The following is a 24,412-nucleotide window of genomic DNA, read 5'->3' on the forward strand; positions in this document are numbered from 1 at the left end:
TTCATCCCTCCTGAGTATCAACGCTCATGGCTTCATCAATTGCTTTGATTGCCTCTTCTGTGGTCATGTTTCTAATCTCTATTCCGATGAACTTGTGATCATCGAATCCGAGCTCCTTAAACGTCCAGCCAAACATCTTCTTCTGCATAACTGGATCGCACCCAGCAACAAAGAGCTTCTCTATGTCCTCTCCATTCTTAAGCAAAGCCCTCCAGAAGTTATCCCCATCCGTAGCGCAGAGCTGTGGGTGCAGAGCGACAAAGTCAACCTTCTTCTCCCTTCTGAAGTGGTTTAAAATCTCAAACACGTTCATCTTCTGGAAGGATGGGCATGTGCCCTGGCAAACACAGAGTATAAGACCCTTCATATGCATCACCAGCATAAATGAGAAAAATTTCACTTAAAAAGATTTTCAAATGTAAAGGTTCTCAACCTAAGGTTTAACGTTGAGTTTCATTCCAACCTTCTCAGCTATCGCCAGGGCAACTTTGAGAACGTCTTCATCGCTTATGTCGAGGGTTGGTTGCTTGGCTATTCCGAAGTCCGTAACGGTAAAGCTGTGGTCTATCTTTATCCCAGCTTTCTCTATAACCTTGGTTGCACACTTCATCGGACAGCCGTCTATGACGATTACCCTCCTTGCCCTCTTTCCTATGTCGAGGTGCATTTCCGAGCCGGCAGCAACGGCAGTTGTACAGCAGAGCCTTGCATTTTGGCCGGCATTTGTTAGCAAAACCCCAACCTCATGACCTATTTTTCCCACACTTGCCGCTCCAGAGCAGGTAAATATGATATCGAGGTTCTCTGCCTCCTTGTGGCAGCTGGGCAGAAATTTAGGAAGCTTCTCCATCTTAACTTCTTCGCTCATTTCGACCACCATTCATATTAAAATTTTTTCATTTAAAATCTTTTTCACATGTTTTGGTTCTCAACCAAGAGTTTTGGGCAAAGCTGTCCAGAAAACTTTAAATTCCATTCACATGAAACTTCTTTGATACACATGCTGCTCTTGAGAAACGTGACCTACTCAATAAACGGCAGGAAAATACTGGAAGAGATCAACATGAGGTTTAAGGAAGGCATGAGCTATTCTATCCTAGGCCCTAATGGGGCCGGGAAATCAACTATAGCCTATATTCTAATGGGGGTTATAAAGCCAACTGGAGGTAAAGTTCTGCTGGATGAGAGAGATATAACTCCCCTTAGCATAACGGAAAGGGCCAAGCTCGGTATTACCCTGCTCTGGCAGGAGCCGGCACGCTACGATGGAATTACGGTTGAGGAGTATCTCACACTGGGAGGAAAATTGAGTGTGGATAAAGAGGAAGTGCGGGAAGTTCTTGAGGTAGTTGGCTTACCGTATGAGCTCTATCATTCCAGGTTTGTTGATAAAAGCCTCAGCGGAGGGGAAAGAAAGAGAGTTGAACTTGCGTCTATCCTTCTCTTAAAGCCAAAATACGCGATCCTTGATGAACCCGACTCTGGACTGGATATAACGGCGGGAGAGTTAATAGATGATATTTTGGATCACCTGAGGAGGATTGGCACAACTGTGATCTTAATCACCCACCATGAGGACATTGCAAGGAAGACAGAGTTCAGCTACTTTGTGTGTGGTGGAAAAGTCATTAGAAAGGGCTTTTCGGATGAAGTCGTTGAATACTACAAGAGAGCCTGTGGTAAGTGCCCGCTTTTGGAAGTGGTGAGCGATGGTCATTAAAATGGACAGAGTGAGGGAATACGAAGCATTGGTAGAGATTTATGAGAAAGAAGGCCTCGATAAATCTCTCTTCGGCGATAGGATAGCGGCGATAATAATAAGTGGAGAAAAAATAGTCGGATTAAACAACGTTGAGGGTGTTGAAATAGTTGGGGAGGAGATAGAAAAAGGGGTAAAAGCAAGCATAAAAATCAAAGATAATGTTGAACTCCCCTTCCCAATCCATCTGTGTACGGGATTTCTAAAAAATGAAGGTTATCAGAGGGTTGTTTTTGACATAACAGTGGGAAAAGCCTCAAAGGTTAAATTCCTCTCCCACTGCATCTTCCCATATGCAAAGAATTTTACCCACGATGCTTATGCAAAGATCAAAATTGATGAAGGTGCTCAGGTTGTTTATGAAGACGAACACGTGCACGGAGAAGGAGTGAGAATGATCAGCAAAACAGAGGTTGAAGTTGGGAGAAAAGGGAGGTATACTGGGAAGTTTTCTTTAACAAAGCATCGTGCCAGAGAGCTTAAGCTTGAAATGGAGGTTAAACTGGATGATTATGCTGTGGCGGAACTTGTTTCCAAGGTAAAGGCTGTTAAAGACGATTCTGTTGAGGTTAAGGAGATTGCGTATTTGAATGGAAATCACTCGCGGGCAAACCTGAAGACTACGGTGATAGCTTTTGACAACGCGAGGGCAAATGTAATAAATGAGGCCTACGGCCTCGGAGACTATGCAAAAGGCCACGTAGAGTGTCACGAGATAGTTAAAGGGAATGCAGACGTCCAAACGGTTCCACTCCTAAGGGTAAAGAACGACAAAGCTGAACTCACCCACGAGGCTTCGATAGGAAGGATAAACGAGGCTCAGCTCATGCAGCTAATGGCAAAAGGCCTGAGCGAAGAGGAAGCGGCGGAGCTTATAATCAAGGGGCTTCTTAGGGAATGATCGTGTGATATTTTTATTTCTAACACTGTATTAAAAAGTGATCATTTGCACCCTTCTTCACACTCCCCTTTGTGCTCCTTTTCTCTTTCTATCTTCTCTTTCCAGTAAGGGTCTACTTCGAGAACTTGGTGAATAAATGCTTCAACAACATCCTTGATCTTTCCATAAGCTCCGGTAACAACTTCGATGCCAAGCTGGTTGAAGTATTCTATTGCTCTCCTCCCCATTCCGTAAGCTAGAACTACCTCGGCATTGTGTTCCTTGATAAAGTTCGGCAAATCTCCTGGACCATGTTCATCAAAGGGCACTTCAACAATCTCTACGTTCTTTGTTTTTCCCTCTTCAACATCAACAAAAACAAAATACTTAGCCCTTCCAAAGTGCCTACTTACGTTGCTTTCTAAGCCCCTGTTATCCTCGGCGGGTATTGCAATTCTCATGTACATCACCAAAAAATGGATGAAGTTTGATGCATATAAAGTTTGTGCATATGCACAGAAATCATAATAGGAAAGCTTATCAGATTTGAGAGCGTATATTATTTGAGGGATATCCATGACCGAGATAAAGCACGTAAAAATTGGGGAGGATAAGTTTAGGATTACGGAGGAGGAAGTTGCCAGAAGGGAGCTTAAGGTTACAAAGATAAGTGACGATGTCATTCAGGTGCAGGAAGAGGTTCATGGCATTATAGCCCTTGTGGGTGCTGTAAGCAGCGTTAACATCAAGAAAGAAGAGCTTAAAGAACTTATAAAGGTCGCAAAAGAGGAATTCGGCTGGACTGATATCTGCTGAACCTTTTACCCTTTTCTTCTTTGGTATCATTGGAAGTGATATATTTTATGGTGGTAAAATTTTATAAGATCGAAAGTAAACGTATTATTGGTGATGTCACATGGCAGTTGGAGAAAAGATAACTATCAGCGTGATAAAGGCTGATATTGGCGGATGGCCGGGACACTGCAAGGTTCATCCAGCCCTTATCGAGAAGGCTAATGAGCTTTTGGGTAAGGCAAAAGAGGAAGGGACAATAATTGATTTCTACGCCACATACTGCGGTGATGATTTGCAGCTTATCATGACACATAAGCACGGTGTTGACAGTGAGAAAATACACGGTCTAGCTTGGAACGTGTTTAAAGAAGCAACTGAGATAGCAAAAGAACTCGGTCTCTACGGAGCTGGTCAGGATTTACTTAAAGATGCCTTCAGTGGGAACGTTAGAGGAATGGGTCCAGGAGTGGCCGAGATGGAGATTACCCTAAGAAAAAGCGAGCCTATCGTTACATTCCACATGGATAAGACAGAGCCGGGAGCATTCAACCTGCCGATCTTTAGGATGTTTGCCGATCCCTTCAACACTGCTGGACTGGTCATTGACCCCCACATGCACATGGGCTTTAGATTTGAGATATGGGACATAAAGGAGCACAAGAGGGTTATTATGAACTCGCCGGAGGAGCTTTACGACATTTTGGCACTGATAGGTGCAAAGTCTAGATATGTAATAAAGCGCGTGTATCCAAAGAAAGGGCACAAGCTTCCCGAAGATGAGCCGGTTGCCGTTATAAGCACCGAAAAGCTTTACGAAATTGCCGGTGAATACGTAGGAAAAGACGACCCAGTGGCAATAGTAAGGGCTCAAAGCGGCCTTCCTGCCCTTGGAGAAGTCTTGGAGCCATTTGCGTTCCCACACTTGGTAAGCGGATGGATGAGAGGAAGTCACAACGGCCCAATAATGCCCGTTCCCCTCAAGTATGCAACTCCCTCAAGATTCGATGGACCTCCAAGGGTTGTAGCGTTAGGATGGCAGATCAATAAGGATGGAAAGCTGATAGGGCCGGTTGACCTCTTTGAGGATGTTGCATTTGACGAGGCAAGAAAGAAGGCATTGGAGATTGCAGATTACATAAGGAGACATGGACCCTTTGAACCACATCGCCTACCGCTTGAGGAGATGGAATACACAACTTTGCCAGGTGTTTTGGAGAAGCTTAAGGACAGATTTGAGCCGGTTTGATCTTCCTTTGCTAATTTTCTTTTTTGGTTCTAAAGAATCTATGAAATTCACTTGCATTATCCAAAAATCTTAAATAATTTGCTCTTTTACATAACACCAAGAGTGATATGGGAGGGGGGGATATGAGATTTTCAGTGCTTAAGATAAACCTCGATGAAAAGAAAGTTGAAAGTGAAGAAGTCGAGCGAGAGGGAATTTACGGCATAATTGATTATGCCTTGTACTTGCACGATGAAGTTTATAAGACCCACGAGCTCAAGGATCCCTATGATCCGAGGAACGTTATGGTTTTTGGAAAAGGACCTTTCGCTGGTTCTGTTCTTCCGGGCGCTCATAGAATGACTTTTGTTTACAGATCGCCCCAGTACGGAGGGGTTTTCCCATCAACTATGGGCGGTGCGGCTTATCAGTTTCAGAGGGTTGGAGTAGATTTTGTGGTTCTTGAGGGCAAAAGGGAAAAGCCCACAGTGATAGTGCTTTCCAATGACGGAGAAAACCTGAATGTTGAGCTCCACGAGATAGAGCTTGAAAAGGTAATCGAAATATGGAAGGACTACAAAGGGGAAGAGGGAGTTTATGCTCTCACTCAATACCTCATAGATAACTTTCATGAGAAGTTTGATGGAATGGAGTATAGAATAGCTTGTGTTGGGCCTGCTTCTCTAAATACGCATATGGGAGCAGTGTTCTCTCAAACTTTGAGAAACGGCAAGAGAGTTGTCGGGAGTGAGGACTGGGCTGCTAGGGGAGGAACTGGGAGCGTTTTGTTGAGGGCTCATAACGTTGTTGCCATAATATTTGGAGGAAAGGCAAGGAAGAGGTTTCCAAAAGAGGACATAAGCAATATAAGAGTGGCAAAGCCGATAGTGGAGGGCATTCACAAGAAACCTATGAATGAAGTCATATCGGAAAAAACTGTGAAATATAGATACAATCCCAAGCTCAAGACGGGAGGAACCTTTGGAGGGAACTATCCAGCCGAAGGAGATTTCGTGCCCATACTCAACTGGCAGATGCCATATATCCCAAAAGAAGAGCGTATTAAAATCCATGAAAACATAATGAAATACTACTGGGAGCCCTTTAACAAAGAGGCAATAGAGCCCAAAAACTGGACTAACTGTGGGGAACCCTGTCCGGTAGTGTGTAAGAAATACGCCAACGGTCACCACATAGAGTACGAGCCGAGAGAAGCTAACGGGCCTTTAAGCGGCGTGATAACCCTTAGGGCAAGCGATATAAGCGTTCACGCTGTTGATGCTATGGGGTTTGATGCCATCAGCTTTGGAGGTACCGCTGCGTGGGTTTTGGAACTGGTCTATAGAGGTTTGCTCAAGCCAGAAGAAGTTGGAATTAGCGACAAGCCTGAATTTGGTAAAGATTCTCTTCTCTTAAAGCCCGTTGAGACTAGTGAAAAGAATGCCAAGCTTGTTGCTGAATTAGCCCATAGGGTTGCTTTTGCTGAAACGGAAATTGCTAAGATAATTGGGGAAGGTATAAGGAGAGCTAGTGAGGTACTCGATGAGAAGTTCAAGGACAGACTGAGCTATGGAGAAAGTTTCAAAGACTATGGAGTTTACACACCCATAGGAATAAACGGGGAGATAGTACCCACTATGTACTGGGCTATTGGGAACTACATTCCTTTACCAATCCAAGGTCGCTACTGGACTTTCTATCAGTTTGGAGTATTCTTAGAGCCTGAAGAGCTTGCAAATAAGATAGTCGCCAGTGCCCTTTATGAATACTGGTATGACAACGTTGGTTGGTGCAGATTCCACCGCGGATGGGCAAAGCCTGTGTTGAAGGCACTCTTCATGGAAGCTTATGGGGAAAATGTGGACATGGAAGAACAGGCCAAGAAAACAATAAGAAAACTTGTTAACTTCCTCAAAAAGGCTGGCTATGAACCAGTGTTCTGGGATTCAATGAGGGTTATAGATCTTGTTGCAAAAGGAGCCGAAGAGTTTGGCAACGAAAGATGGGCAGAGCAGTTTAAGAAAGACAAAGTTGTGACAGCAAAGGAGTACCTTAGAAGGGTTTTGGCGGAATACAGCAGAATTTTGGGAGTTGATTGGACGCTTTAATTTTTCACTTTGTCTTGTCTAAAAAAGAGGTGGTAAGGATGTTGGTGGAGCCGATTATAGCCATAAATTTTAAGACGTATATTGATGCCACTGGGGAGAGGGCTTTAAAAATAGCCAAGGCGGCAGAAAAAGTTTACAAAGAGACCGGAATAACAATAGTCGTGGCACCGCAGTTGGTTGATCTTTATAGAATCGCTCAAGAAGTTGAAATTCCGGTTTTTGCTCAGCACATAGATCCAATAAAGCCCGGCAGTCATACGGGTCATGTTTTGCCGGAGGCAGTAAAAGAGGCCGGAGCCGTTGGGACTTTACTCAACCACTCCGAAAACAGAATGATCCTCGCGGATTTGGAAGCTGCAATAAGAAGGGCTGAGGAAGTTGGCTTAATGACAATGGTCTGCAGCAACAACCCTGCAGTTAGCGCGGCAGTTGCCGCTCTAAATCCGGATTACGTTGCTGTTGAGCCTCCAGAGCTGATCGGCACTGGGATTCCAGTTAGTAAGGCAAAGCCTGAGGTAATAACCAACACGGTGGAGCTCGTTAGGAGGGTAAACCCAGAGGTTAAGGTTCTTACTGGTGCTGGTATTTCGACTGGAGAAGATGTGAAGAAGGCTCTAGAATTGGGGACGGTTGGAGTTCTCTTGGCAAGCGGTGTCACAAAAGCCAAAGATCCAGAAAAAGCAATAAGAGACCTAGTATCACTCATAATCTAGCCTTTAAGAATCATTAAATCGGCTTCAATGTCCTCTAAGGATGCATTCCATCCCCCCACTACGTACCTTTTTCCATCTTTTGTCTCCACGGTTATGTTTGAGATTACCTTTCCTTCGCTCTCAAAGAAGTCGATTATTTTTCCAGTCAAATGAACGGGCTCTCGGGTCTTCACGAACTTTCCGTGCACTTCTATTTCGCTCCCGATTAGGTTGTGGTTCCTTATGTCTTCCACAAGGGACCTGATGTGTATGTAGCTCTTTGGAAGTTTTATCTTCCCTTTCTTCTTATAAATTAGTTCCCCAGTGGGCCATAGTGCATGGTAGAAATATCTATCGAGCATGAAAAGAAGGTTTTTGTCTTTTATTATTAAGGCATAGCCCTTTATTGTTTGCTCTTTTGATTTGAAGGCTTCAGGAGGTGCATAAATGCCTAATGCCTTGTCCTGTATTAGTATTATTGGGTCTTCTACTTCTCTTACCCTGATTTTATCTGCGATTTTTGGAACTTCTTTTTCTCCGTACACAAATAGGTCAATTGTAACTTCCCTGCTTTTTGTCTTTAGAAGTGGTGCTACTTTTTCCAAAAGCTGTGAGGGAATTGCAAGGGAGAGATGGTACTTGGCGTTCTTTATTGCCTCCTTTATGTAGTTCTCCAAGGTTGTTTTGCTTTTTACCACTATTACCTCTCTCCGGCTTTCGTGGGGGGTGTACATGGCTTTTAATTCTTTTTTTGCGAGCTCTACCTTTTTCAGGTAGCCCTTTTCCATTTCGTCGAAAACTTTTTCCGGGTCAAGTGGAACTATTTTCTTTGGCCTTTCACTTGTTATTGCAACAAAGCCCTTGCTCATTAAACTCCGCACAACGTCGTATATTCTTGGCTGGGGAACTTTTGAGAGGGAGGCGAGCTCGCCCGCTGTGAGGGGTCCTTGCTTGATTAAAGTAAGGTATGCATTTACCTCATATTTGTTCAATCCCAACTCCTTCAAGAGCGCCTTGAGCTCGCCTTCCTCCATTTGCTCTCCCTCATATTATGGCTTTTTCAGTGTCCTTGTCAAATACGTGGATGTTATCTAGGTCAATAACTATTTTAACCTTACTCCCGACCTCAAGGGGTATGTGGCCTGGGAGCTTTACCTTTATGATTTGGCCGCTTCCTATATTGGCATGGACGATCGTGTCTGTTCCCAAAGCCTCAATAAAATCTACTGTTCCCTCTATTGTTGTGCTTCTCTTCACGTGCTCTAGAGATGAGATACCTTCTATAGTCATGTGTTCAGGTCTTATACCGAAGACAACTGTTTTGTCGATATACCTCTCTAGGAGCTCTTTAAAGTCCCTTGAAAGTGGAATCTCAAACCCTTCTCCCTCTAGGATAATGGAGTCATCTTTCTCTTTAACACTCACCTCAAGTAAGTTCATCTCCGGAGCGCCTATGAACGTTGCAACGAATATCGAGTTGGGCTTCAAATAAACCTCCGTTGGAGGCCCGACTTGAAGGAGCTTCCCTTTGTTCATTACCGCTATCCTATTTCCCATTGTCATGGCCTCAACTTGATCATGGGTAACGTATATTGTGGTGACCTTTAACTTCGTTTGGAGCTTCTTGATTTCCGCCCTCATTGCAACTCTGAGCTTAGCATCGAGGTTGGAGAGCGGTTCATCCATAAGCAGAACATCCGGTTCGACCACTATTGCCCTTGCAACGGCCACTCTCTGTCTCTGACCACCACTGAGTTGAGCGGGATATCTGTCAAGGAGCTCCTCTATTTGAAGCAGCTCCGCGGCCCATTTAACCCTTTTATCTATCTCGTCCTTTGGGTACTTTTTAATTTTCAATGGAAACGCTATGTTATCATAAACTGTCATGTGAGGCCATACAGCATAGCTCTGGAAAACCATTGATATGTTTCTGTCTTTGGGAGGAAGGTAAGTTACATCTCTCTCCCCAAACCATATCTTTCCGCCTGTTGGCGTTTCTAAGCCTGCTATCATTCTAAGCGTTGTGGTCTTACCACAACCGCTCGGTCCGAGGAGTACAAGGAATTCTCCGTCTTTTATAGTGAGATTTACCCCATCAACGGCCTTTACCCTTCCTTTATCAAAATACTTCTTGAGGTTTTCAAGCCTGACTTCCACCATTTTTAACACCTCATTTCAGTGTTATACCCCACATTGTTACCAAATACTTCCTAGCAAAGAATATGAACGTTATAGCGGGAAGTATCATGATGAATGCTGCTGCAAACTTGTAGTAATCGGGTGCTGCTCCTCCACTCGCTCCGGCCATTATTGACAAAATTTGAGCCGGTAAAGTTCTGTGGGATAGGGTTAAAATTGACGCTACAAACACCTCGTTCCATGACATGACAAAGGTAAACATAGCCGCAGCAGCTAAGCCGGGTAATGCTAGGGGCAGGGTAATTCTGAAGAACGAACCTAACCTCGTGAGTCCAAACACCATGCCTGCTTCCTCAAGCTCGGTTGAAACACCTGCAAAGATGCTTGAGGTTATTAAGACTACAAAGGGAAGTGCCATTGCTGTGTGGGCAAGTGCAACTCCCAGTAGAGTATCAATGAGGTTGAGCTTTATGTAAAGGATTACGAGGGGAATTGCCATCACAGGTATTGGGAACATTCTAAGGGCTACTATTGATAGTTTTATGGTGTCCTTTCCAGGGAAAATAAACTTTGCAACTGCGTAACCTGCGGGAATTCCAAAGGCGAAGCTTATTGCTATTGTGATAAGTGCAACAATAACGCTGTTTTTAATTCCATCTAATGCTCCGAGCGTGAAGAGAAGGGTTTTGACGTATTTTATTGTGAAGCTTGTTGGGATGACCTTCTTCGGATCGTAATAGTCTTTTGGAAGAGCAAAGCCATAAAGCGTTGAGATTATTATCGGGATTACTATCCAAGCAACTACAGTAAAAATAAACGCATAGAAGGCTAGCCTTTTTAGCATGAACTTTGTTTCTTGGTTCATCTTCTCACCTCCAGATACTCAGCCTTCATGAACTTAATATAGAGTGCTCCAAGCAACAGTGAAAGTCCCGCTATTACTAGAGCGTAAATTGATGCCACGTCGTATTCTTTGAGCTCTGTTAGCCTATAGAAACCTTCTCCAGCCAGGATTGGGATGTCTCTTCCAGCCAAAATCCATACAATACCGAATATCTGCATTGCGAAAAGGGTTCTGATGATCAAAGCACTCTGGATGCTTGGCTTTAAGAGGGGAATCACTATCTTCCTCAGCCTTGTCCAGTAATCTGCTCCAAAGACCTCTGCTGCCTCTAGATACTCATTGCTTATCATCTGAAGTCCGGCAAGGATTATGACAAAAACTATTGATGTTGCTCTCCAAAGCTCGGCTAGAACAATAGCCAGAAACTCCATATGGCGATATTGATACCCAAAGAAGTAGATAGGCTGATGGATAAGTCCAATATTCAGAAGAAGCTTATTTAAGAATCCGCTTGGGGAGAGCATGGAATACCATATCAAACCCGCAGCTACGTCGCTTATCGTTAGCGGGATTGTAAGGGCATAAATAGTAAGATCCTTTCCTTTAAATGCCCTGTTAACAGCAAGGGCCAATATAAGGGCTAACCCAACTTGGGTTGGGACAATAACTCCCGCAAGGGCTATGGTATATTTTAAAGCCTCCCAAAAATAAGGATCGGCAAATGTTTTTCTAACAGTTGCGAGAGAAAACTGCCCATTTTGGGTAAACGCAGTATAGAGGGCTTGAACAAGGGGATATCCAACAAAAAACAGCAGATATGCAAATGCGGGTAAAATTAAAAGATAAGGAATGTAGGAGGATTTGACCTTCATGGCACCTCCCTCATGGAATCTCTTGTCCCATCTCTTGGAAGAGCTGCTTTACTTGTGGGCCGAGTTCTTTAACTACTGCTTCTGGGTCTTCGCCCTTGAGGACAATTCTCTCAAAGGCGGTTCTGTAAGCGTTTGTGAACTGTCCTCCCTTTTCACCGAGGTTTGGAATCATTGCTACTACCGCATCTGGAGTTGCAGATTGAGCCGCAACACCTTCGGCGAGTATCTTGAGTGGTCCACTTGGGATAGCTCCCGTTGCTTCTTGGACTGTTGGGAAGAATCCAACGTTCTCAAGGATCTTTACTTGTGTTTCTGGCTTTGTGAGGTAATCAATTAACTTCCATGCTTCATCTGGGTGAGGAGCGTTCTTTGGAATTGCCAATCCGGCAACTACAAGGATGAATCCTCTTCCCTTTGGTCCCCTTGGAACTGGGACTACTACGAACTGATCTGGGTTGGTTTCTATTGCGTTCTTTATTCTTGCGGTGTGATCCCAGGCGATCATAACTTCCCCTCTAAGGAGTGGCTCACCCATAGCGTCCCATGTTGTACTTGCTGGGTTGACGTATTGCCAGAGCTCTCTAAGGTACTTCCACATTTCTACAGCCTCTGGGCTGTCGAAGTTCTTAGCCTGATAGCCGGTAAAGCTTGGGTATATGTACCCGTGAAGGAATCTGTGGAGAAGACCCTTTGGTCCAGCAGGGAATCCGAGTTGTGGTTGTCCGGTTGCTTCTTTCAAATTCTTGGCCCATTCTAGAAGAGCATCATATGTCCACTTCTCAGTTCCCTTCATAACATCCTCTTGTGTAAGTCCTGCTGGAAGGTAGTCAAAGGCTTTCTTGTTTACCACCATTACATAGGTGGCACTCATCCATGGGATGTAAACTTTCTTTCCGTTTATGGTTGCATATTTCTCAAAGGTGCTTATGAATGTTCTTCCTTCAAGTTTTCTTCCGCTTAGGTCTTCAAGCCATCCTTTGGAAGCAAAAAAGTCCAATCCACCGTGGAGATCAGCTATCAGATCGATGGTCACCTTACCTGCTTTTTCCTCCGCCTCAAGTCTTGTGGCTAGATCGGTATAGCTGATAGGTACAAAGTTTACATCAATTCCCGTTTGATCCTTAAACTCTTTAACTAATTGCTCCTGTACAAAAGCCCTCTCCTCTGGGGGGTTTAGCTGTGTTGAGAGCCATGTTACTGTGACTTTTTCGGTGGTTGTTTGAGTAGTTTGTGTTGTGGTTTGTTGCCCCCCAATGCACCCACTTACTATCGCTCCTAAAAGAACCAAAACCAAAACTCCTGCTAACCTTACCTTTCGGCTCATGGCCTATCACCTCTGAATTGCTCATCCTAATTTTGCTAACTCAAAATATATAAATCTTGTGATATAAACCACTTTTTGTAGTTGTATTTAAAATGTGAAAATGGAAACTCAGAGTTTGATAACTTTTCCAGTTTTTGAAGACTCATAAGCGGCTAGAATTATCTTTAGGTTCTTTTTGGCGATTTCTCCAGTTATTGGTGGGTCTCTGTCTTCTATTATTGATTCTAAGAATGAGTTCACGATGCCATTAACATCGGCTCTCTCCCAGTATATCTTTTCCGCTCTGTCCTGATACACAGTAAAGTCGGGATATGCGGTTCTAATGTCAAGGAATCCCTCCTTTCCGAGTATGTAGTACTTGATTTCCAGCCCATATGAATACCCTTTTGGATTACCCCATCCAGCGTTGAGAACTGCCATGACACCATTTTTGAACCTCAGCACTGCAGTGCCTATATCATCTACTGGAAAGCCATATATTTTTGAACCAATGTCCGCGTAGATGCTCTTTGGCTCACTGTTTGTAAGCCAGAGCAGAGAATCTATTCCGTGAGGTGCAGTGTCCATGAACCCACCGCCGCCTGCTTTTTTAACGTCTAAGAACCAGCTCATGTCCATGCCTTCAAGGAAGATTGGGGGTTTGACGTACTCCGAAATCGAATATATGTACTCCAGATCTCCTATCTCTCCGGCTTCTATCATTTCTTTTGCCTTTCTAAGGGGTGTTGTAAACCTTGGATTAAATGGAACCATGAGTTTTACACCGGCTTTTTTAGCTGCTTTAATAATTTCATCGGCGTCTTCGAGAGTTAAAGCGATAGGCTTTTCTAAAAGTATGTGCTTCCCTTCTTCGGCAGCCCTTATGGCAACCTCTTTATGTCTATAGGTTTCAATCGCTATGTACACGGCATCTACCTTATTGTCTTTGAGGAGGGCTTCGTAGTTTTGGTAAAATTTTGCCTTCAGCTTTTCTGCCTCTGACTTAGCCACGTCTCTGTTTGCTCCATCACCAGATACTGCGTAGAGCCTTGCTTTTGGATTGGAGGCAAAAGTTGTTCCATACCTAAGTGCGTGGGGATGAGCGTAGCTGATTATCCCAATGTTTATCATTCTATCACCCCCTTAAACTCCAAGGGCTCTTCTTTCTTTGCTGATTCTATCGCTACTTCTGCCATTTGAAGGGCTATTAATGCGTCTTTTGCAGTTATTGAAGGTTCTTCCTCTCCCATTATTACTCTGAAAAAGTGTCTCAGCTCGGTTTCAAATGCCTCAGGAAATGCTGAGAGTAATGGTGAAAAGCGCGGCATCTCAAAGTGGCTCTTTACCACTCCAACAACCGGTGTGTCTAGGGGGGTGTATCTTATCCTTCCGTTCTTTCCTAGGATATCTAGGTGGTGGTAAAAGACTCCATAGCGGGCTGGATAAGAGTAAGCCCAGCTTACCTCTGCTAATCCAGTTTTACCCCCTTCAAACTGTATCATCATCAAAAAGTGGTCATATGTTCCATTTACCTTTGCCTCTTTTCTTATGGCTTTTCCGATTCCAAGGATTTTTACGGGCTCACTCTCGAAGTACCACCTGAGAAAATCTGTAACATGAACGCCTAGATCTATTGCAACCCCTCCTCCTTTATCAGGCTTCCAGTACCATGCAGTCTCTGGAAACGGCAGTCTTTGAACTTCCGCTTTTCTTATCTGCATCGGTACTATGTTTCTCTTTTTTATCACTTCCTTTATCTGCAGCCACCTCTTGTCGAATCTTCTGGTATGACCAACCAAAAGCCATAATTCTTCCTTTTCTGCGGTTTTTATCATCTTTTGAGCTTCTTCGGTTGTAAGAGCCATGGGTTTTTCTACAATCACATGCTTACCGCTTTTTAGGGCTTTTATGGCCAGTTCAGCGTGAGTGTAAGTGGGGGTTAGGATTTCAACAACGTCTAAATCTAAATCGAGGAACTCATCTAAACTTGTGTACGGTTTTGCATTGAACTCCTTTGCAGCTTCTTTTGCCTTTTTCTCCTTTATATCCATGCAAGCGATGACTTTTATTTCCCTTAGGTTTTTGAGGGCGTTTTTATGGGCTAAATTGAATATATTTCCGCATCCTATTATTCCAACCTTCAGCTTCCCCATGGGGAATCCCTCATGGTTATTAAATACCAAAAGGTATTTAAGCATTTTTCATTTTAAACCACTATGAATGGTTGTATTTTGGTGGTCAACATGAGGGTCATTGTAGGTATTCCAAGCTATAACAACGCTGATACAATTGGATACGTCGTTAGACAAGCCGCAGAAGGACTAAAGAAGTATTTTGGGGGAGGTTTAATTATCAATTCAGACGGTGGGAGTAAAGATGGTACAAGAGAAGTCGTCATGAAAACTCCAGTCCCTGAAGGAGTTGAAGTAAGGAGTTTGGTTTACAAATGGCCAATACCAGGAAAGGGCAGTGCCATGAAAGAGGTCTTAGAGATAGCAAGGGAAGAAGGAGCCGATGCAGTGGTGTTTGTCGATAGCGACCTAAGGAGCATAACTCCAGAGTGGATTTACAAATTCGCTAAGCCGATTGAAGAGGGCTATCACTTCGTTGCCCCACTGTATTTAAGGCACAAATATGACGGAACAATAACCAACAACATAGCGTACCCAATGACAGCCTCTCTCTACGGATACAACGTCAGACAGCCAATAGGAGGAGACTTTGGAATCAGCGCAGAGCTTATAGACACCTATCTTGGCGATGAAGAAATTTGGAAAAGCGATGTAGCAAGGTTTGGAGTGGACATATTTCTGACCACTACTGCAATAGCGGAAGGCTTTAAAGTTATCCAGACAGCGCTGGGAGTTAAAATTCACGATCCAAAGGATCCAGCAGCTTCTCTAGGCCCAATGTTCAACCAAGTCGTGGGAACTCTATTTATGCTGATGCAAAAGTATGAGGATAAATGGAAAAACGTTAGGGATATAAAACCGGTTCCGGTTTTCGGAGAGATGGAAGTTAGAGAACCAGAGCCTGTCAAGGTCAGCTTAGACCTGTTAAAAGAAAGGGCAAGGAATCTTTTTGAGGAAAATAAGGAGATTTTGGAGAAGGCACTCTCAAAAGAAACGTTTGAGGAAGTTAAAGAGGCACTAAGAACGTTCGACTTCGATGACGTCCTATGGAGCCACGTTCTCTTTGATGGTGCGGTGGCATATAAAAATGGAATACTCAAAAATGCCGAACCTTTAGTGCCTCTCTACTTTGCAAAAACCGCAGACTTCGTGGAAAAAACAAAGGACATGACAACAGAAGAGGCAGAAAAACTAGTTCTGAAAAGAGCGGAGACATTCTTAAAGGAGAAAGACTACCTTTTAGAGAGATGGTAAGAGCGCTTCCATCTTCTCATATATTTTGCTTTCTTTTAGGACTTTCTCGACCTTCCACTTTGGGCTGTTTCATAGATAGCAACAAATGGAACATTTGAATTCTTTTGTTTTCCGTAATTTTTTAAATAGTCTTGAACCGTAATTTTTCGTGGTGAGGCAGTCCTCGATATGTGGGGTTTTAAGCCCGAATGGGGACTGCCGAAAGCCCCGAAGATGTGGGGAGTTTCCGTTCCCCCCGAAAGCCAGCCAATGAAGATGGGAGGCTGGAAGGTCAGCCGTAGTGAGTTTACAAACTTTACAAAAACGGCTAACCAGAACGGTTCTCATTATACTCATTTCATAAAAGCCCTCAAGGTTTCCCCAAAACTTCTTGGCAGCCATTGCCAAATAAATAACCTCTTTCGGTTTCAATTTTCGCTTTAGGTCTACGCATAAAATGTTGATGGCTCTTTCCAGCTTTTTGAAAGTTTTGTCACCTTCTAAAATCGCCAGCATAAAGTCCTCAATAGTTGGCTTTTGCCACTCCACGCAGGGGCCGAGGTCTATCTTGCTTCCGATTAAGAGCTATTTTCCCAACATGAAATTCAAAAACTTCCATTGCTCTTAAGAAGTTCTCAAGATTTCTTATTACTCCGGCGTTGCCTTCACTGGGGATTATGGCAATGTATCCGTTGTTCTTTATTAGCTCGTAGTTGTCTCTTTCGAAAAGCTTTTCAATTAGCACTAAATTAGGAGGAACTTCTCTGGCCTCTTTAAAGCCAAAGATCTTCTTATAGCTTGCTTTAAAGAACTTTGAATCGGTCTTCCCTTCACAGAAGAGAACGCTCACTTTTTCTGTGTTTGTTATCTCTGCCCCTCTCAGATCAAAATCAAGGTATTTCCTCAGCTCATAAGCTTCTTTGAAGGTTAACCCTTTACCCATGTTTGAGTAAATTAAGACATGTCCTTCCCCTTGAAATCTCTTCAGTATGAGATCAATAAGCTCCAAGCTTGCGGTTACGTTTTTCTTTTGAAAGCCTCGCCCTTTATGGCGGGGGATGAAGTAATCGAAAGACCAGCCTCGGGGCGGAAAGCACTACACCAAAACACTTAAATACTAAACCATACTACTAAATACTGGGGGAGTTACGTGGGAGTAATAACCATCTCCGTTGATGATGAAGTCGAGAAGAAATTCAGAGAACTCGTGGAGAAAAAATACGGGAAAATCAGAGGGGCTTTAGGTGTTGCGGTAACCGAAGCAATGAAACTCTGGATTAAAAAAGTCGAAAGCGAGGAAAAATGAAACGAGCAGTAACGGTAAAACTCCAGCCCTCAAAAACCCAAGAGAAAACTCTCAAAGAGTTAATCCTAACCAGCTCGAAAGTCTGGAACAGAGTAAACTACCTTCGCAGGCAGGAATTCTTTGAGGGGAAACCCATAGACTTTCTCAAAACCGAGAAAATAGTTTATGAAGAGTTTAAATCCGAAATAGGCTCTGCAACAGTCCAGCAAATAGCAAGAAAGAACGCCGAGAGCTGGCGTTCCTTCTTCTCTCTCATAAGGAACAAGCGTAACGGGGAACTCCCCAAGTGGTTCAAACCAAAACCGCCAGACTACATCAAAGAAGGAGGCTTAATCGTCCTTAGAAATGACCAATACAAGATTGAGGGGAATAAACTAATCCTCAAAGGCCTTGGCAAATTCAAGAGACTGGAAGTCCAGTTCAAGGGGAGAATACACTTGAAGGGTAAACAGGGAAGATTAGAGATAACTTACGACCCGATAAGGCGGAAGTGGTATGCTCACATCTCATACACGGTTGAGGAGAGGTTTTATGACCAAGAGTGGATCAAACTTCCAAAAGAACCTTTGGGCAATCTCTCAGCGGGCATAGACCTTGGAGTCAACAATCTAATGGCCGTTTACGTTGAAAACGGGGAGAGCTTTTTAGTGAACGGTAGGCCACTCAAGAGCATAGCCTTCTACTGGAGGAAGAGGATTGCCGAGTATCAGTCGAGGCTTAATAAAAGCGGAGCTAAAAAGAGCAGAAAGCTCTCAAGAATGCACGAGAAGGCGAAGCTACAAGCCAGGCATTACATTAACACAGCAGTAAGACAAACCGTTGAAAGGCTTTATCATCTTGGAGTTTCGAGGATAGTCGTCGGTTATCCAAAAGAAATAGCCAGAAACCCTGATAAGGGGAGAAAGCAGAATTATCTTCTCTCTCACGTGTGGCGGTTTAACACGGTAATAAAACGGCTCAAGGAAGTCGCCGAAGAGTATGGGATTTCCGTTATTGTTGTTAATGAGGCTTTTACTTCAAAGCTTTATCCCGTCTGCGGGAAGCCCCACGAAGGGGCACGTTTTGTTAGAGGACTTTTTAAGTGTCCCGTGGCGGGGCTTGTCTTTAATGCAGACCTCGTTGGAGCGTTTAATATTTTGAAAAAAGTTGTGAAAACCATAACCCCGAGCCTGCCGGGCTTAGCGGCAGGTAGGGGTAATTGGGGGAAGACCGTCCCAGAGGGGCTGAAAGCCCGTTTTGAATTGGGTTTTAATGAAGCCCCTCAAACCTTCCCGTCAATGGCGAGGGGTTAAAGCCGAACCCTCGCCGTTCACGGCGGGGAGGAGGTCAGAATCACTTCGTCGCCCTTTAGCTGATTAACGAATTCCCTAAGTTTTTCTCTGTTTTTTCCATACTCTGGGAATAAAATTTTTTCAAAATTTCTATCCGTTAGAGCTTCATCGTATCTGTCTCCAGTAACTATTATCATCTACTTCACCAGGTCAACAGCTATAGCCCCTATAACTGCAAAGGTACTCACAATGATTGTGGCGCTGATGTATTGTCCCAATGAAAAGTTTGCAATATTGCCTATGCCGTATAGGTATATCAAAAGGACTGAGGTCATGTAAGAGACAGCCGTAACGGTGAGCAATCTCTTAGGTATGTGGTGCCATTCTTCTTTTGCGATATTTGAGAGTTTGGCTTTTGAAATAAAAAGGTAGGCCATTAAGAGGGTCATCAGAAAGATAGCAAGTGTTCGCCATATGTCTATTGTTTTTGCTATGTCCCAGATCTCCTCGGTAAAAAGGAACGGAAGGGAAAATGTCATTGCACCGATAATCTCCTGGACCACATCATCCCATCCAAGTTTATCGGGTTTGTTTTTCTTATCTAACTCTTCTTGTATCTCATCTACTTGCTTAGAGAGTTTTGCCATATTTTCGTTTAGCTTTTTAAGTTCGCTTTCCATTTTTTCACGCTCAGCCACTCTGGGGTCAATCATCTCTTCAGCATTGGATTCATTCATCATCGCACTATTTGAGTTATAAAAACTCATATAAAGCTTTTTATTTTTCTATGCCAAAAGTGTTTCTGGCGAGCTAATATGGAAGAAGTCCTTCTCTTACTTATGGTGGGGCTTGGAGGTTTTATAGGTTCTTTGATGAGCGGAGGGAGTTTAATAACCTTATTTATCCTCACTCTCTTCAATATTCCCGCAAAAACCGCTGTTGGAACATTAAAGATGATTATTGCGGCATTAACCCTTGTGTCTTCTCTCACATACCTTAAAGCAGGCATTTTAAATCTAAAGACGGCTTCAACTATTGTGCTCTTTTCTCTGCTTGGCTCCTACATTGGTAGTGTTTTCTTGCTGAGTATTTCTGAGGAGGCCGCAAATTTTGTAGTGATGGTGTTTCTTATAATAGGGACATATTTTACATTAAAAGCGCCACAAGGGGAGCCTATGCTTAGTGGAAAGCTGTCTCAATCCATTGTGGGCCTGGCAATTGGCAGCTACATAGGTGTTTTGGGAATAGCCTCTACCCTTGTGGTAATCTCTCTCCTGAGGATGTTCTTTAGGGTAGACATTTTGAGGGCAAACGCAATGGCAAAGGTAATTATCTTCTTCAACAACTTTGTTGCGTTCATAAACTATGCAAAAAACGGCAGTGTGGATTATTCCGTTGGGATGCTTCTTATGTTGCCCGTCATTATTGGCTCATGGCTAGGTGCTAAGACTGCCCTTAAAATGGATCCCAAGTACCTCAAAGGGGTATTTGTTGGCATTTCTCTGCTGACCTTGGTTAATCTATTGAGAAATTTGGTAAGCTAGGCAAATCTTAATAAAATTCAAAGTTGAAAAGATATAGAGGTGACAAATATGAAGAAGGCCGTGGGTTTTGTAATGGCGTTGTTGTTCTTTCTCTCTGGTGTAGGAGTAGCCAATGCATACAGCTTTTCAATAGACTCAACAAATGCCGTTATCGTGCTTCCCACTACAAAGGTTGTGAACAATCAACCCCTTCACATAAACGAAGACGCAATTGCTGGAGCACGGCTTGGAGCATTCTTAGTCCTTAAGGGAATAAAACCGAGCTCATACTCCACATACGTTGAGGTTCCAGTGACGTACAGGAGTGTTATTATCCCAGATAACGATCAATATTATAAGTTGAGTGAAACAGACATGCCTGATGTGGGTTTAGTTCTTGGAGAAACTCCAGAAGGAAAGAAAATTGTTATTGCAGTGAACTTTTCAAGAGTTCTCTACAATTCAACGTTAAAGAAGGCACAGTTCGGAGATAGAAGTGTAGAGATAATATTCAATGAGAACACGACACCACTAAGCCTTGGTGGGGAGAACTCAAAACTCGTATCAACGGTTGAAAACGGAAAGGACACCCTTTACATATACTCCTATGAAGAGAAAAGTGATTCGAAGTCTCTTGGGAGCACATTAACAGTAAATGGATGGAAGATTTACTTTGTTGATATTGACACTGAGCAGAAAAAGACCCTTGTAGAGATAACATACCCCAGTGGGCTGGAAAAGACTCAAACACTCTACAAAGAGAAGTATTACATTATGTATGTGGATTCCCAAGGTCAGGAGGACTTTGAGATATACGATGCTTATCCCAGTGGAAGGATTGAGACCCTGCTGGAGGAAGGTGCTCAAAAAGTTCTTGTGTTTACTCCTTCGGACTTCTTCATAGGGATTGGCGGTACCAAGCAGGTTACTTATGAATATGAATATTATGAAAAAACCACAAAATACCAAGATGGGGATGTGTACAAAGGACAGTGGGTCTGGGATATCGATCCCTCAAACTATTTATTCACCCTCTATCTCCATGTTGACCCTGAAAACGGATTCCCAGTTGTAACCTTAGGAGATGGTGATGTATTGAACCTCCCTATGTTCGCCCTTAGCATCTCACCAGTATTTGATAAGGATAACAATGGGGCTATAACGGGGATAACAGGCTACAGGTTTTTGAGGACAGTTACAGTCAAGAAGAAGATCACGGTAGAAACGACAAAAGCCGAGGTTGTAGGCGATGTTAACTCCCTCATAATAACCGATGAAGAGCTTTCGAGTCTTCCAAACGACAAACATGTGATAATAATTGGAGGATGGGTCAGCAACAAAGCTTGGAAGGTCTTAGAACAAAACTATGATTCAGCAACAATAGAGGGCCTCAAAAACGACATAATGAATAAGGGCCACGTAGTCGCTATTTTGAACAATCCAAACAATCCAAACTTTAAAGTTATAATCTTGGCAGGAAAAGACTACATACACACAAAGAAAGCTGTGGACGAATTTATGTCCAAAGCTTAGCCTTTTCCTTTACTTTTTGTAAGAACGCTTATTTTACCGCGCTCTGATTGTAGCACGGATTAAAATGGCTCTTCTTATTTTAGCTGTTTGGGACATCTCTGGAGCGTATTTAAGCTTTTCTGCTTCATTTCGATAAGCTTATAAACGCTATGATATATAATTCAACCATGCTTGGGAGCTACAACAGAGATGCAAAATTGTTAATAGCAGCCAATGCAGCAGGCCAGTTGTTCCTCCAGTTTTCCATATTCATAATGCCCTTTTACCTTAGGGCTTTAGGTTATGGGATGGATAAAATGGGAATTTTCTTCTCAATCCAGACTTTTGTTGGTGGACTTTTCTTTTTGATCGCTGGTCAGGTGTCTCTTAAGCTTGGCTACAAGAAAACTTTGATTCTCGGGGCACTTTTGGGATTGATGGGAAGAATACTCCAAGTTTTGGCACTCAACTTTTACATTATTGCTCTGGGATTCTTTTTAATAGGTGCTAATATGGGGATAAGGCAGCCCAACTTTTACGCTTTGCTGAGTGAGGAAGTAGGAGAGAAGCAGAGGCATCATGCTTTTTCTATAAGCTTTGGAATTGGAACGATTTTAAATGCTCTGGGAGTGTTAATTGCTGGATTTGCCCCCGGTTTCTTTGTGGAAACTTTTGGAATAACAAGCGAACTCGCATACAGGCTTGTTGTTTCCTTGGCAATTCTCCAGTTTGCCCTTGTAATCCCAATCCTTTTGGTAATCAAAGACGTCCCAGTAAAGAATCCGCGTATAAACTGGAGGAAGGAACTTGTTGTAAAGATCCTCAAGTTTTCACTTCCTTCGGCAATGATAGGTTTGGGAGCAGGAATAACGATTCCCTATATGAGTCTATACTTTAACCTTCGCTTTGGACAAACGTTAGCGGTTATAAGCGGGGTTTTCTTTGCCCAACAGCTGGTCATGGGCATAGGCTCTTTCATACTTCCAAAGCTCGTAGATAAAATCGGCCCTGTGAAGACTATTTCCCTCTTCCAGAGCATCGCTGCTTTTCTCTTTGGAATATTCCCATCGTTGGAACTCTTCCTCTTAGCGGCGTTTGTTTATATCATCCGGTCAATCCTTATGAACATTGTGTGGCCTATAAATGATGCCTTCATGATGGGATTTTTTACAACTGAGGAAAAGGCAACGGCTGCGGGGATTAGAAGGGCTTTTTCCACCTTCATGAGGGGATTGGGGAATTATATAGGGGGCATACTGTTTTCAATTTCCCTTAGCTATCCTTTCTATGCCACGGCAACCCTCTACGTAACAGCCACCCTGATATTCTACTTCTTCTTCGCTAGGTACAACAAAGTTTAAGCGTTTCGACAAGTTTATAAACGAGGCAAATGACAAAAAAGCGATGCTCCAAAGCTACAGAGGATTCAGCAGAGATGCCAAGCTTGTTGTCGTTTATTCCTTCTTAGCCTGGTTAGGGGGTAATATCGCATGGTTTATTCTTCCGTTTTATTACTCCTCGCTTGGCATGAGTTTTTCTCAGATAGGAGTTATCTTTTCAATCTCCACCCTAGTTCAAGCGGTAACCCTTCTGGGTTCGGGATATATCAGTGTTAAACTTGGATATAGAAGAACTATCCTGGCTGCAGTGGGCATATTTTTTGTTGCCAGGCTTTTTCAAGTGTTTATTCCAGAATTCTGGTCTTTTGCACTTGCATCTGTTTTGTTGGGAATAGGAATGGCACTTGAGGGACCGGCACTGATGTCCCTCTTAAGTGAAGAAGCTAGCGATGAAAGGAGGCACTATCTCTTCAGCTTAAATGCCGCTTTGGGAACGATAGGCGCTGCATTGGGGATGTACTTGGGTGGTTTACTACCCAAGATGCTCGATGGTTCAAACCCATATAAAATGACGCTCTTGTTTGTTGCATTACTTGTTCCGATTCAGGGCTTCTTCATTTTCATGGTTTCTCCAGTTTTGAAGAGGGAAGAAAAGAAACTCAGGTTTGAAAGGGAGCTTGTGATCAAAATCGCAAAGTTTTCCCTCCCATCGGCTTTAATTGGCTTGGGGGCTGGGGTTACGATACCCTATATGGGGCTGTGGTTCAACAAACGTTTTGGAACCAGCTTGGAGAGCATTGGTGGTCTTTTTGCCATTCAGCAGTTTGTAATGGGGATCGGAACATTCACCCTTCCCATGATTGCCGACAAAGTTGGGAGTGTTAAAACGATCGTAGGTTTCAATGGAAGTGCCACACTGTTGATACTCTCACTCCCCCTTTCTCCATCTTTCCCGATTGCAGCAGCTATTTATACAATCCGAACTATACTTATGAACATTGTCAATCCAATATGGGACTCATTTATGATGCGCTTTTTCACTAAAGAGGAAAGATCCACTGCCGTAGCATTAAGAAATTTCTCATGGACGACCACCTTCGGCATAGGCCAGCTTATAGGTGGGAAAATTTTTGATTTATCCCTTGTAATGCCGTTTTTCGTAACTGGTATCTTGTACGGTCTCTCTATGATCACTTTTTGGTTGCTTTTCTCAAAAGAGGAATCATAGTGTTGTTAAATGACTGGCACTGGTGTAGGGATTTTTAACTGAAACAAACGTGTGAGGAGCAGAGGAGTAGGAATGTAATATTATGAGTATGGATGATATCTCTGTTACCTCGCCTTATTTTTACTAAAGCGATAGAGATTACATTGTTAAAAATTATTAATATTAAGCATAAGTAAAATTACAATTGGACATGTAAAGACTTATAAGGATTAAAGTTTTACACACTACTGCAAAGCACCATGGAGGCGTT

Annotated in this window: 27 protein-coding genes; 13 read left to right on the forward strand and 14 right to left on the reverse strand. The window is 43.2% G+C overall.

What is annotated here, in order from left to right; all coding sequences use genetic code 11:
* Window position 1: 1 nt before the first annotated feature.
* Window positions 2-373, reverse strand: coding sequence for a heterodisulfide reductase subunit A-like protein (locus tag OCC_RS07510; RefSeq protein WP_232054832.1), 372 nt, complete (start codon window positions 371-373; stop codon window positions 2-4).
* Window positions 374-433: 60 nt separating this feature from the next.
* Window positions 434-868, reverse strand: a complete 435-nt coding sequence (locus tag OCC_RS07515; RefSeq protein WP_004068025.1) for a putative zinc-binding protein — start codon at window positions 866-868, stop codon at window positions 434-436.
* A gap of 132 nt (window positions 869-1,000) precedes the next feature.
* Between OCC_RS07515 and OCC_RS07520 the strand changes: the two genes are divergently transcribed.
* Together OCC_RS07520 and OCC_RS07525 are read left to right on the forward strand one after the other, a co-directional pair.
* Window positions 1,001-1,720: an ATP-binding cassette domain-containing protein gene (locus OCC_RS07520; RefSeq protein ID WP_004068026.1), complete on the forward strand. Its 720-nt coding sequence runs from the start codon at window positions 1,001-1,003 to the stop codon at window positions 1,718-1,720.
* On the forward strand, window positions 1,710-2,660 hold the full coding sequence (locus OCC_RS07525; protein WP_004068027.1) for a SufB/SufD family protein: 951 nt from the start codon (window positions 1,710-1,712) through the stop codon (window positions 2,658-2,660). The genes OCC_RS07520 and OCC_RS07525 overlap by 11 nt, the downstream gene beginning before the upstream one ends.
* Window positions 2,661-2,701: 41 nt before the next feature.
* On the opposite strand, the gene OCC_RS07530 is transcribed toward OCC_RS07525, so the two are convergent.
* Window positions 2,702-3,100: a NifB/NifX family molybdenum-iron cluster-binding protein gene (locus OCC_RS07530; RefSeq protein ID WP_004068028.1), complete on the reverse strand. Its 399-nt coding sequence runs from the start codon at window positions 3,098-3,100 to the stop codon at window positions 2,702-2,704.
* 115 nt (window positions 3,101-3,215) lie between these two features.
* Between OCC_RS07530 and OCC_RS07535 the strand changes: the two genes are divergently transcribed.
* The 4 genes from OCC_RS07535 to tpiA all read left to right on the forward strand — a co-directional run bounded on the left by OCC_RS07535 (window position 3,216) and on the right by tpiA (window position 7,480).
* Complete coding sequence (locus OCC_RS07535) at window positions 3,216-3,455, forward strand: hypothetical protein (RefSeq protein WP_004068029.1); 240 nt, start codon at window positions 3,216-3,218, stop codon at window positions 3,453-3,455.
* A gap of 100 nt (window positions 3,456-3,555) precedes the next feature.
* On the forward strand, window positions 3,556-4,680 hold the full coding sequence (fbp, locus tag OCC_RS07540) for a fructose-1,6-bisphosphate aldolase/phosphatase (protein WP_004068030.1): 1,125 nt from the start codon (window positions 3,556-3,558) through the stop codon (window positions 4,678-4,680).
* A gap of 122 nt (window positions 4,681-4,802) precedes the next feature.
* Window positions 4,803-6,767, forward strand: coding sequence for a glyceraldehyde-3-phosphate:ferredoxin oxidoreductase (gene gor, locus OCC_RS07545; RefSeq protein ID WP_004068031.1), 1,965 nt, complete (start codon window positions 4,803-4,805; stop codon window positions 6,765-6,767).
* A 38-nt stretch (window positions 6,768-6,805) separates the two neighbouring features.
* Window positions 6,806-7,480 carry a triose-phosphate isomerase gene (gene tpiA / locus OCC_RS07550; RefSeq protein ID WP_004068032.1) on the forward strand — a complete coding sequence of 225 codons (675 nt, stop codon included), beginning with the start codon at window positions 6,806-6,808 and terminating at the stop codon, window positions 7,478-7,480.
* Here the strand turns inward: tpiA and OCC_RS07555 are convergent.
* The 7 genes from OCC_RS07555 to OCC_RS07585 form a co-directional block, all read right to left on the reverse strand.
* Window positions 7,477-8,493 carry a TrmB family transcriptional regulator gene (locus OCC_RS07555; protein ID WP_004068033.1) on the reverse strand — a complete coding sequence of 339 codons (1,017 nt, stop codon included), beginning with the start codon at window positions 8,491-8,493 and terminating at the stop codon, window positions 7,477-7,479. The two genes, tpiA and OCC_RS07555, sit on opposite strands and share 4 nt — an antisense overlap.
* 10 nt (window positions 8,494-8,503) lie before the next feature.
* Entirely contained in the window at window positions 8,504-9,619 is a 1,116-nt protein-coding gene (locus OCC_RS07560) for an ABC transporter ATP-binding protein (RefSeq protein ID WP_004068034.1), read from the reverse strand.
* Window positions 9,620-9,629: 10 nt separating this feature from the next.
* Window positions 9,630-10,463, reverse strand: coding sequence for a carbohydrate ABC transporter permease (locus tag OCC_RS07565; RefSeq protein WP_004068035.1), 834 nt, complete (start codon window positions 10,461-10,463; stop codon window positions 9,630-9,632).
* A complete protein-coding gene (locus OCC_RS07570) occupies window positions 10,460-11,314 on the reverse strand; it encodes a carbohydrate ABC transporter permease (protein ID WP_004068036.1) in 855 nt (284 codons plus the stop codon). The genes OCC_RS07565 and OCC_RS07570 overlap by 4 nt, the downstream gene beginning before the upstream one ends.
* Window positions 11,315-11,324: 10 nt before the next feature.
* Window positions 11,325-12,638 carry an ABC transporter substrate-binding protein gene (locus OCC_RS07575; RefSeq protein ID WP_004068037.1) on the reverse strand — a complete coding sequence of 438 codons (1,314 nt, stop codon included), beginning with the start codon at window positions 12,636-12,638 and terminating at the stop codon, window positions 11,325-11,327.
* A 108-nt stretch (window positions 12,639-12,746) separates the two neighbouring features.
* Window positions 12,747-13,748 carry a Gfo/Idh/MocA family protein gene (locus tag OCC_RS07580; protein ID WP_004068038.1) on the reverse strand — a complete coding sequence of 334 codons (1,002 nt, stop codon included), beginning with the start codon at window positions 13,746-13,748 and terminating at the stop codon, window positions 12,747-12,749.
* A complete protein-coding gene (locus tag OCC_RS07585) occupies window positions 13,745-14,770 on the reverse strand; it encodes a Gfo/Idh/MocA family protein (RefSeq protein WP_004068039.1) in 1,026 nt (341 codons plus the stop codon). The genes OCC_RS07580 and OCC_RS07585 overlap by 4 nt, the downstream gene beginning before the upstream one ends.
* 90 nt (window positions 14,771-14,860) lie before the next feature.
* On the opposite strand from OCC_RS07585, the gene OCC_RS07590 reads away from it, so the two are divergent.
* Window positions 14,861-16,003, forward strand: a complete 1,143-nt coding sequence (locus OCC_RS07590) for a glycosyltransferase (RefSeq protein ID WP_004068040.1) — start codon at window positions 14,861-14,863, stop codon at window positions 16,001-16,003.
* Between the two features lie 69 nt (window positions 16,004-16,072).
* On the opposite strand, the gene OCC_RS13165 is transcribed toward OCC_RS07590, so the two are convergent.
* Together OCC_RS13165 and OCC_RS07595 are read right to left on the reverse strand one after the other, a co-directional pair.
* Window positions 16,073-16,498 (reverse strand): DUF3226 domain-containing protein, encoded by a 426-nt coding sequence (locus OCC_RS13165; protein ID WP_020953742.1) that lies wholly within the window; start codon window positions 16,496-16,498, stop codon window positions 16,073-16,075.
* A gap of 7 nt (window positions 16,499-16,505) precedes the next feature.
* Complete coding sequence (locus OCC_RS07595) at window positions 16,506-16,991, reverse strand: DUF3226 domain-containing protein (protein ID WP_020953743.1); 486 nt, start codon at window positions 16,989-16,991, stop codon at window positions 16,506-16,508.
* A 141-nt stretch (window positions 16,992-17,132) separates the two neighbouring features.
* Here OCC_RS07595 and OCC_RS12605 point away from each other — a divergent pair, with 141 nt between their 5' ends.
* Both OCC_RS12605 and OCC_RS07600 read left to right on the forward strand, forming a co-directional pair.
* On the forward strand, window positions 17,133-17,288 hold the full coding sequence (locus tag OCC_RS12605) for a hypothetical protein (protein WP_004066431.1): 156 nt from the start codon (window positions 17,133-17,135) through the stop codon (window positions 17,286-17,288).
* Entirely contained in the window at window positions 17,285-18,580 is a 1,296-nt protein-coding gene (locus OCC_RS07600; protein WP_020953744.1) for an RNA-guided endonuclease InsQ/TnpB family protein, read from the forward strand. Before OCC_RS12605 ends, OCC_RS07600 begins: the two co-directional genes overlap by 4 nt.
* 17 nt (window positions 18,581-18,597) lie before the next feature.
* Here OCC_RS07600 and OCC_RS12610 read toward each other — a convergent pair whose 3' ends face one another.
* Together OCC_RS12610 and OCC_RS07605 are read right to left on the reverse strand one after the other, a co-directional pair.
* The gene (locus OCC_RS12610; RefSeq protein WP_004066159.1) at window positions 18,598-18,756 is read right to left on the reverse strand and encodes a hypothetical protein; all 159 of its coding nucleotides are present in this window, start codon (window positions 18,754-18,756) and stop codon (window positions 18,598-18,600) included.
* Window positions 18,757-19,299: a DUF2391 family protein gene (locus tag OCC_RS07605; RefSeq protein WP_238565051.1), complete on the reverse strand. Its 543-nt coding sequence runs from the start codon at window positions 19,297-19,299 to the stop codon at window positions 18,757-18,759.
* A gap of 75 nt (window positions 19,300-19,374) precedes the next feature.
* On the opposite strand from OCC_RS07605, the gene OCC_RS07610 reads away from it, so the two are divergent.
* The 4 genes from OCC_RS07610 (at window position 19,375) to OCC_RS07625 (ending at window position 24,162) form a co-directional block, all read left to right on the forward strand.
* Window positions 19,375-20,103 (forward strand): sulfite exporter TauE/SafE family protein, encoded by a 729-nt coding sequence (locus tag OCC_RS07610; protein WP_004066156.1) that lies wholly within the window; start codon window positions 19,375-19,377, stop codon window positions 20,101-20,103.
* A 48-nt stretch (window positions 20,104-20,151) separates the two neighbouring features.
* Entirely contained in the window at window positions 20,152-21,615 is a 1,464-nt protein-coding gene (locus OCC_RS07615) for an S-layer protein (RefSeq protein ID WP_004066154.1), read from the forward strand.
* Between the two features lie 167 nt (window positions 21,616-21,782).
* Window positions 21,783-22,955, forward strand: coding sequence for an MFS transporter (locus OCC_RS07620; RefSeq protein WP_023843729.1), 1,173 nt, complete (start codon window positions 21,783-21,785; stop codon window positions 22,953-22,955).
* 43 nt (window positions 22,956-22,998) lie between these two features.
* Complete coding sequence (locus OCC_RS07625; RefSeq protein WP_004066150.1) at window positions 22,999-24,162, forward strand: MFS transporter; 1,164 nt, start codon at window positions 22,999-23,001, stop codon at window positions 24,160-24,162.
* Window positions 24,163-24,412: the final 250 nt, after the last annotated feature.

It is taken from the genome of Thermococcus litoralis DSM 5473, from assembly GCF_000246985.2.
In the GTDB taxonomy this organism is placed as follows: domain Archaea; phylum Methanobacteriota_B; class Thermococci; order Thermococcales; family Thermococcaceae; genus Thermococcus_A; species Thermococcus_A litoralis.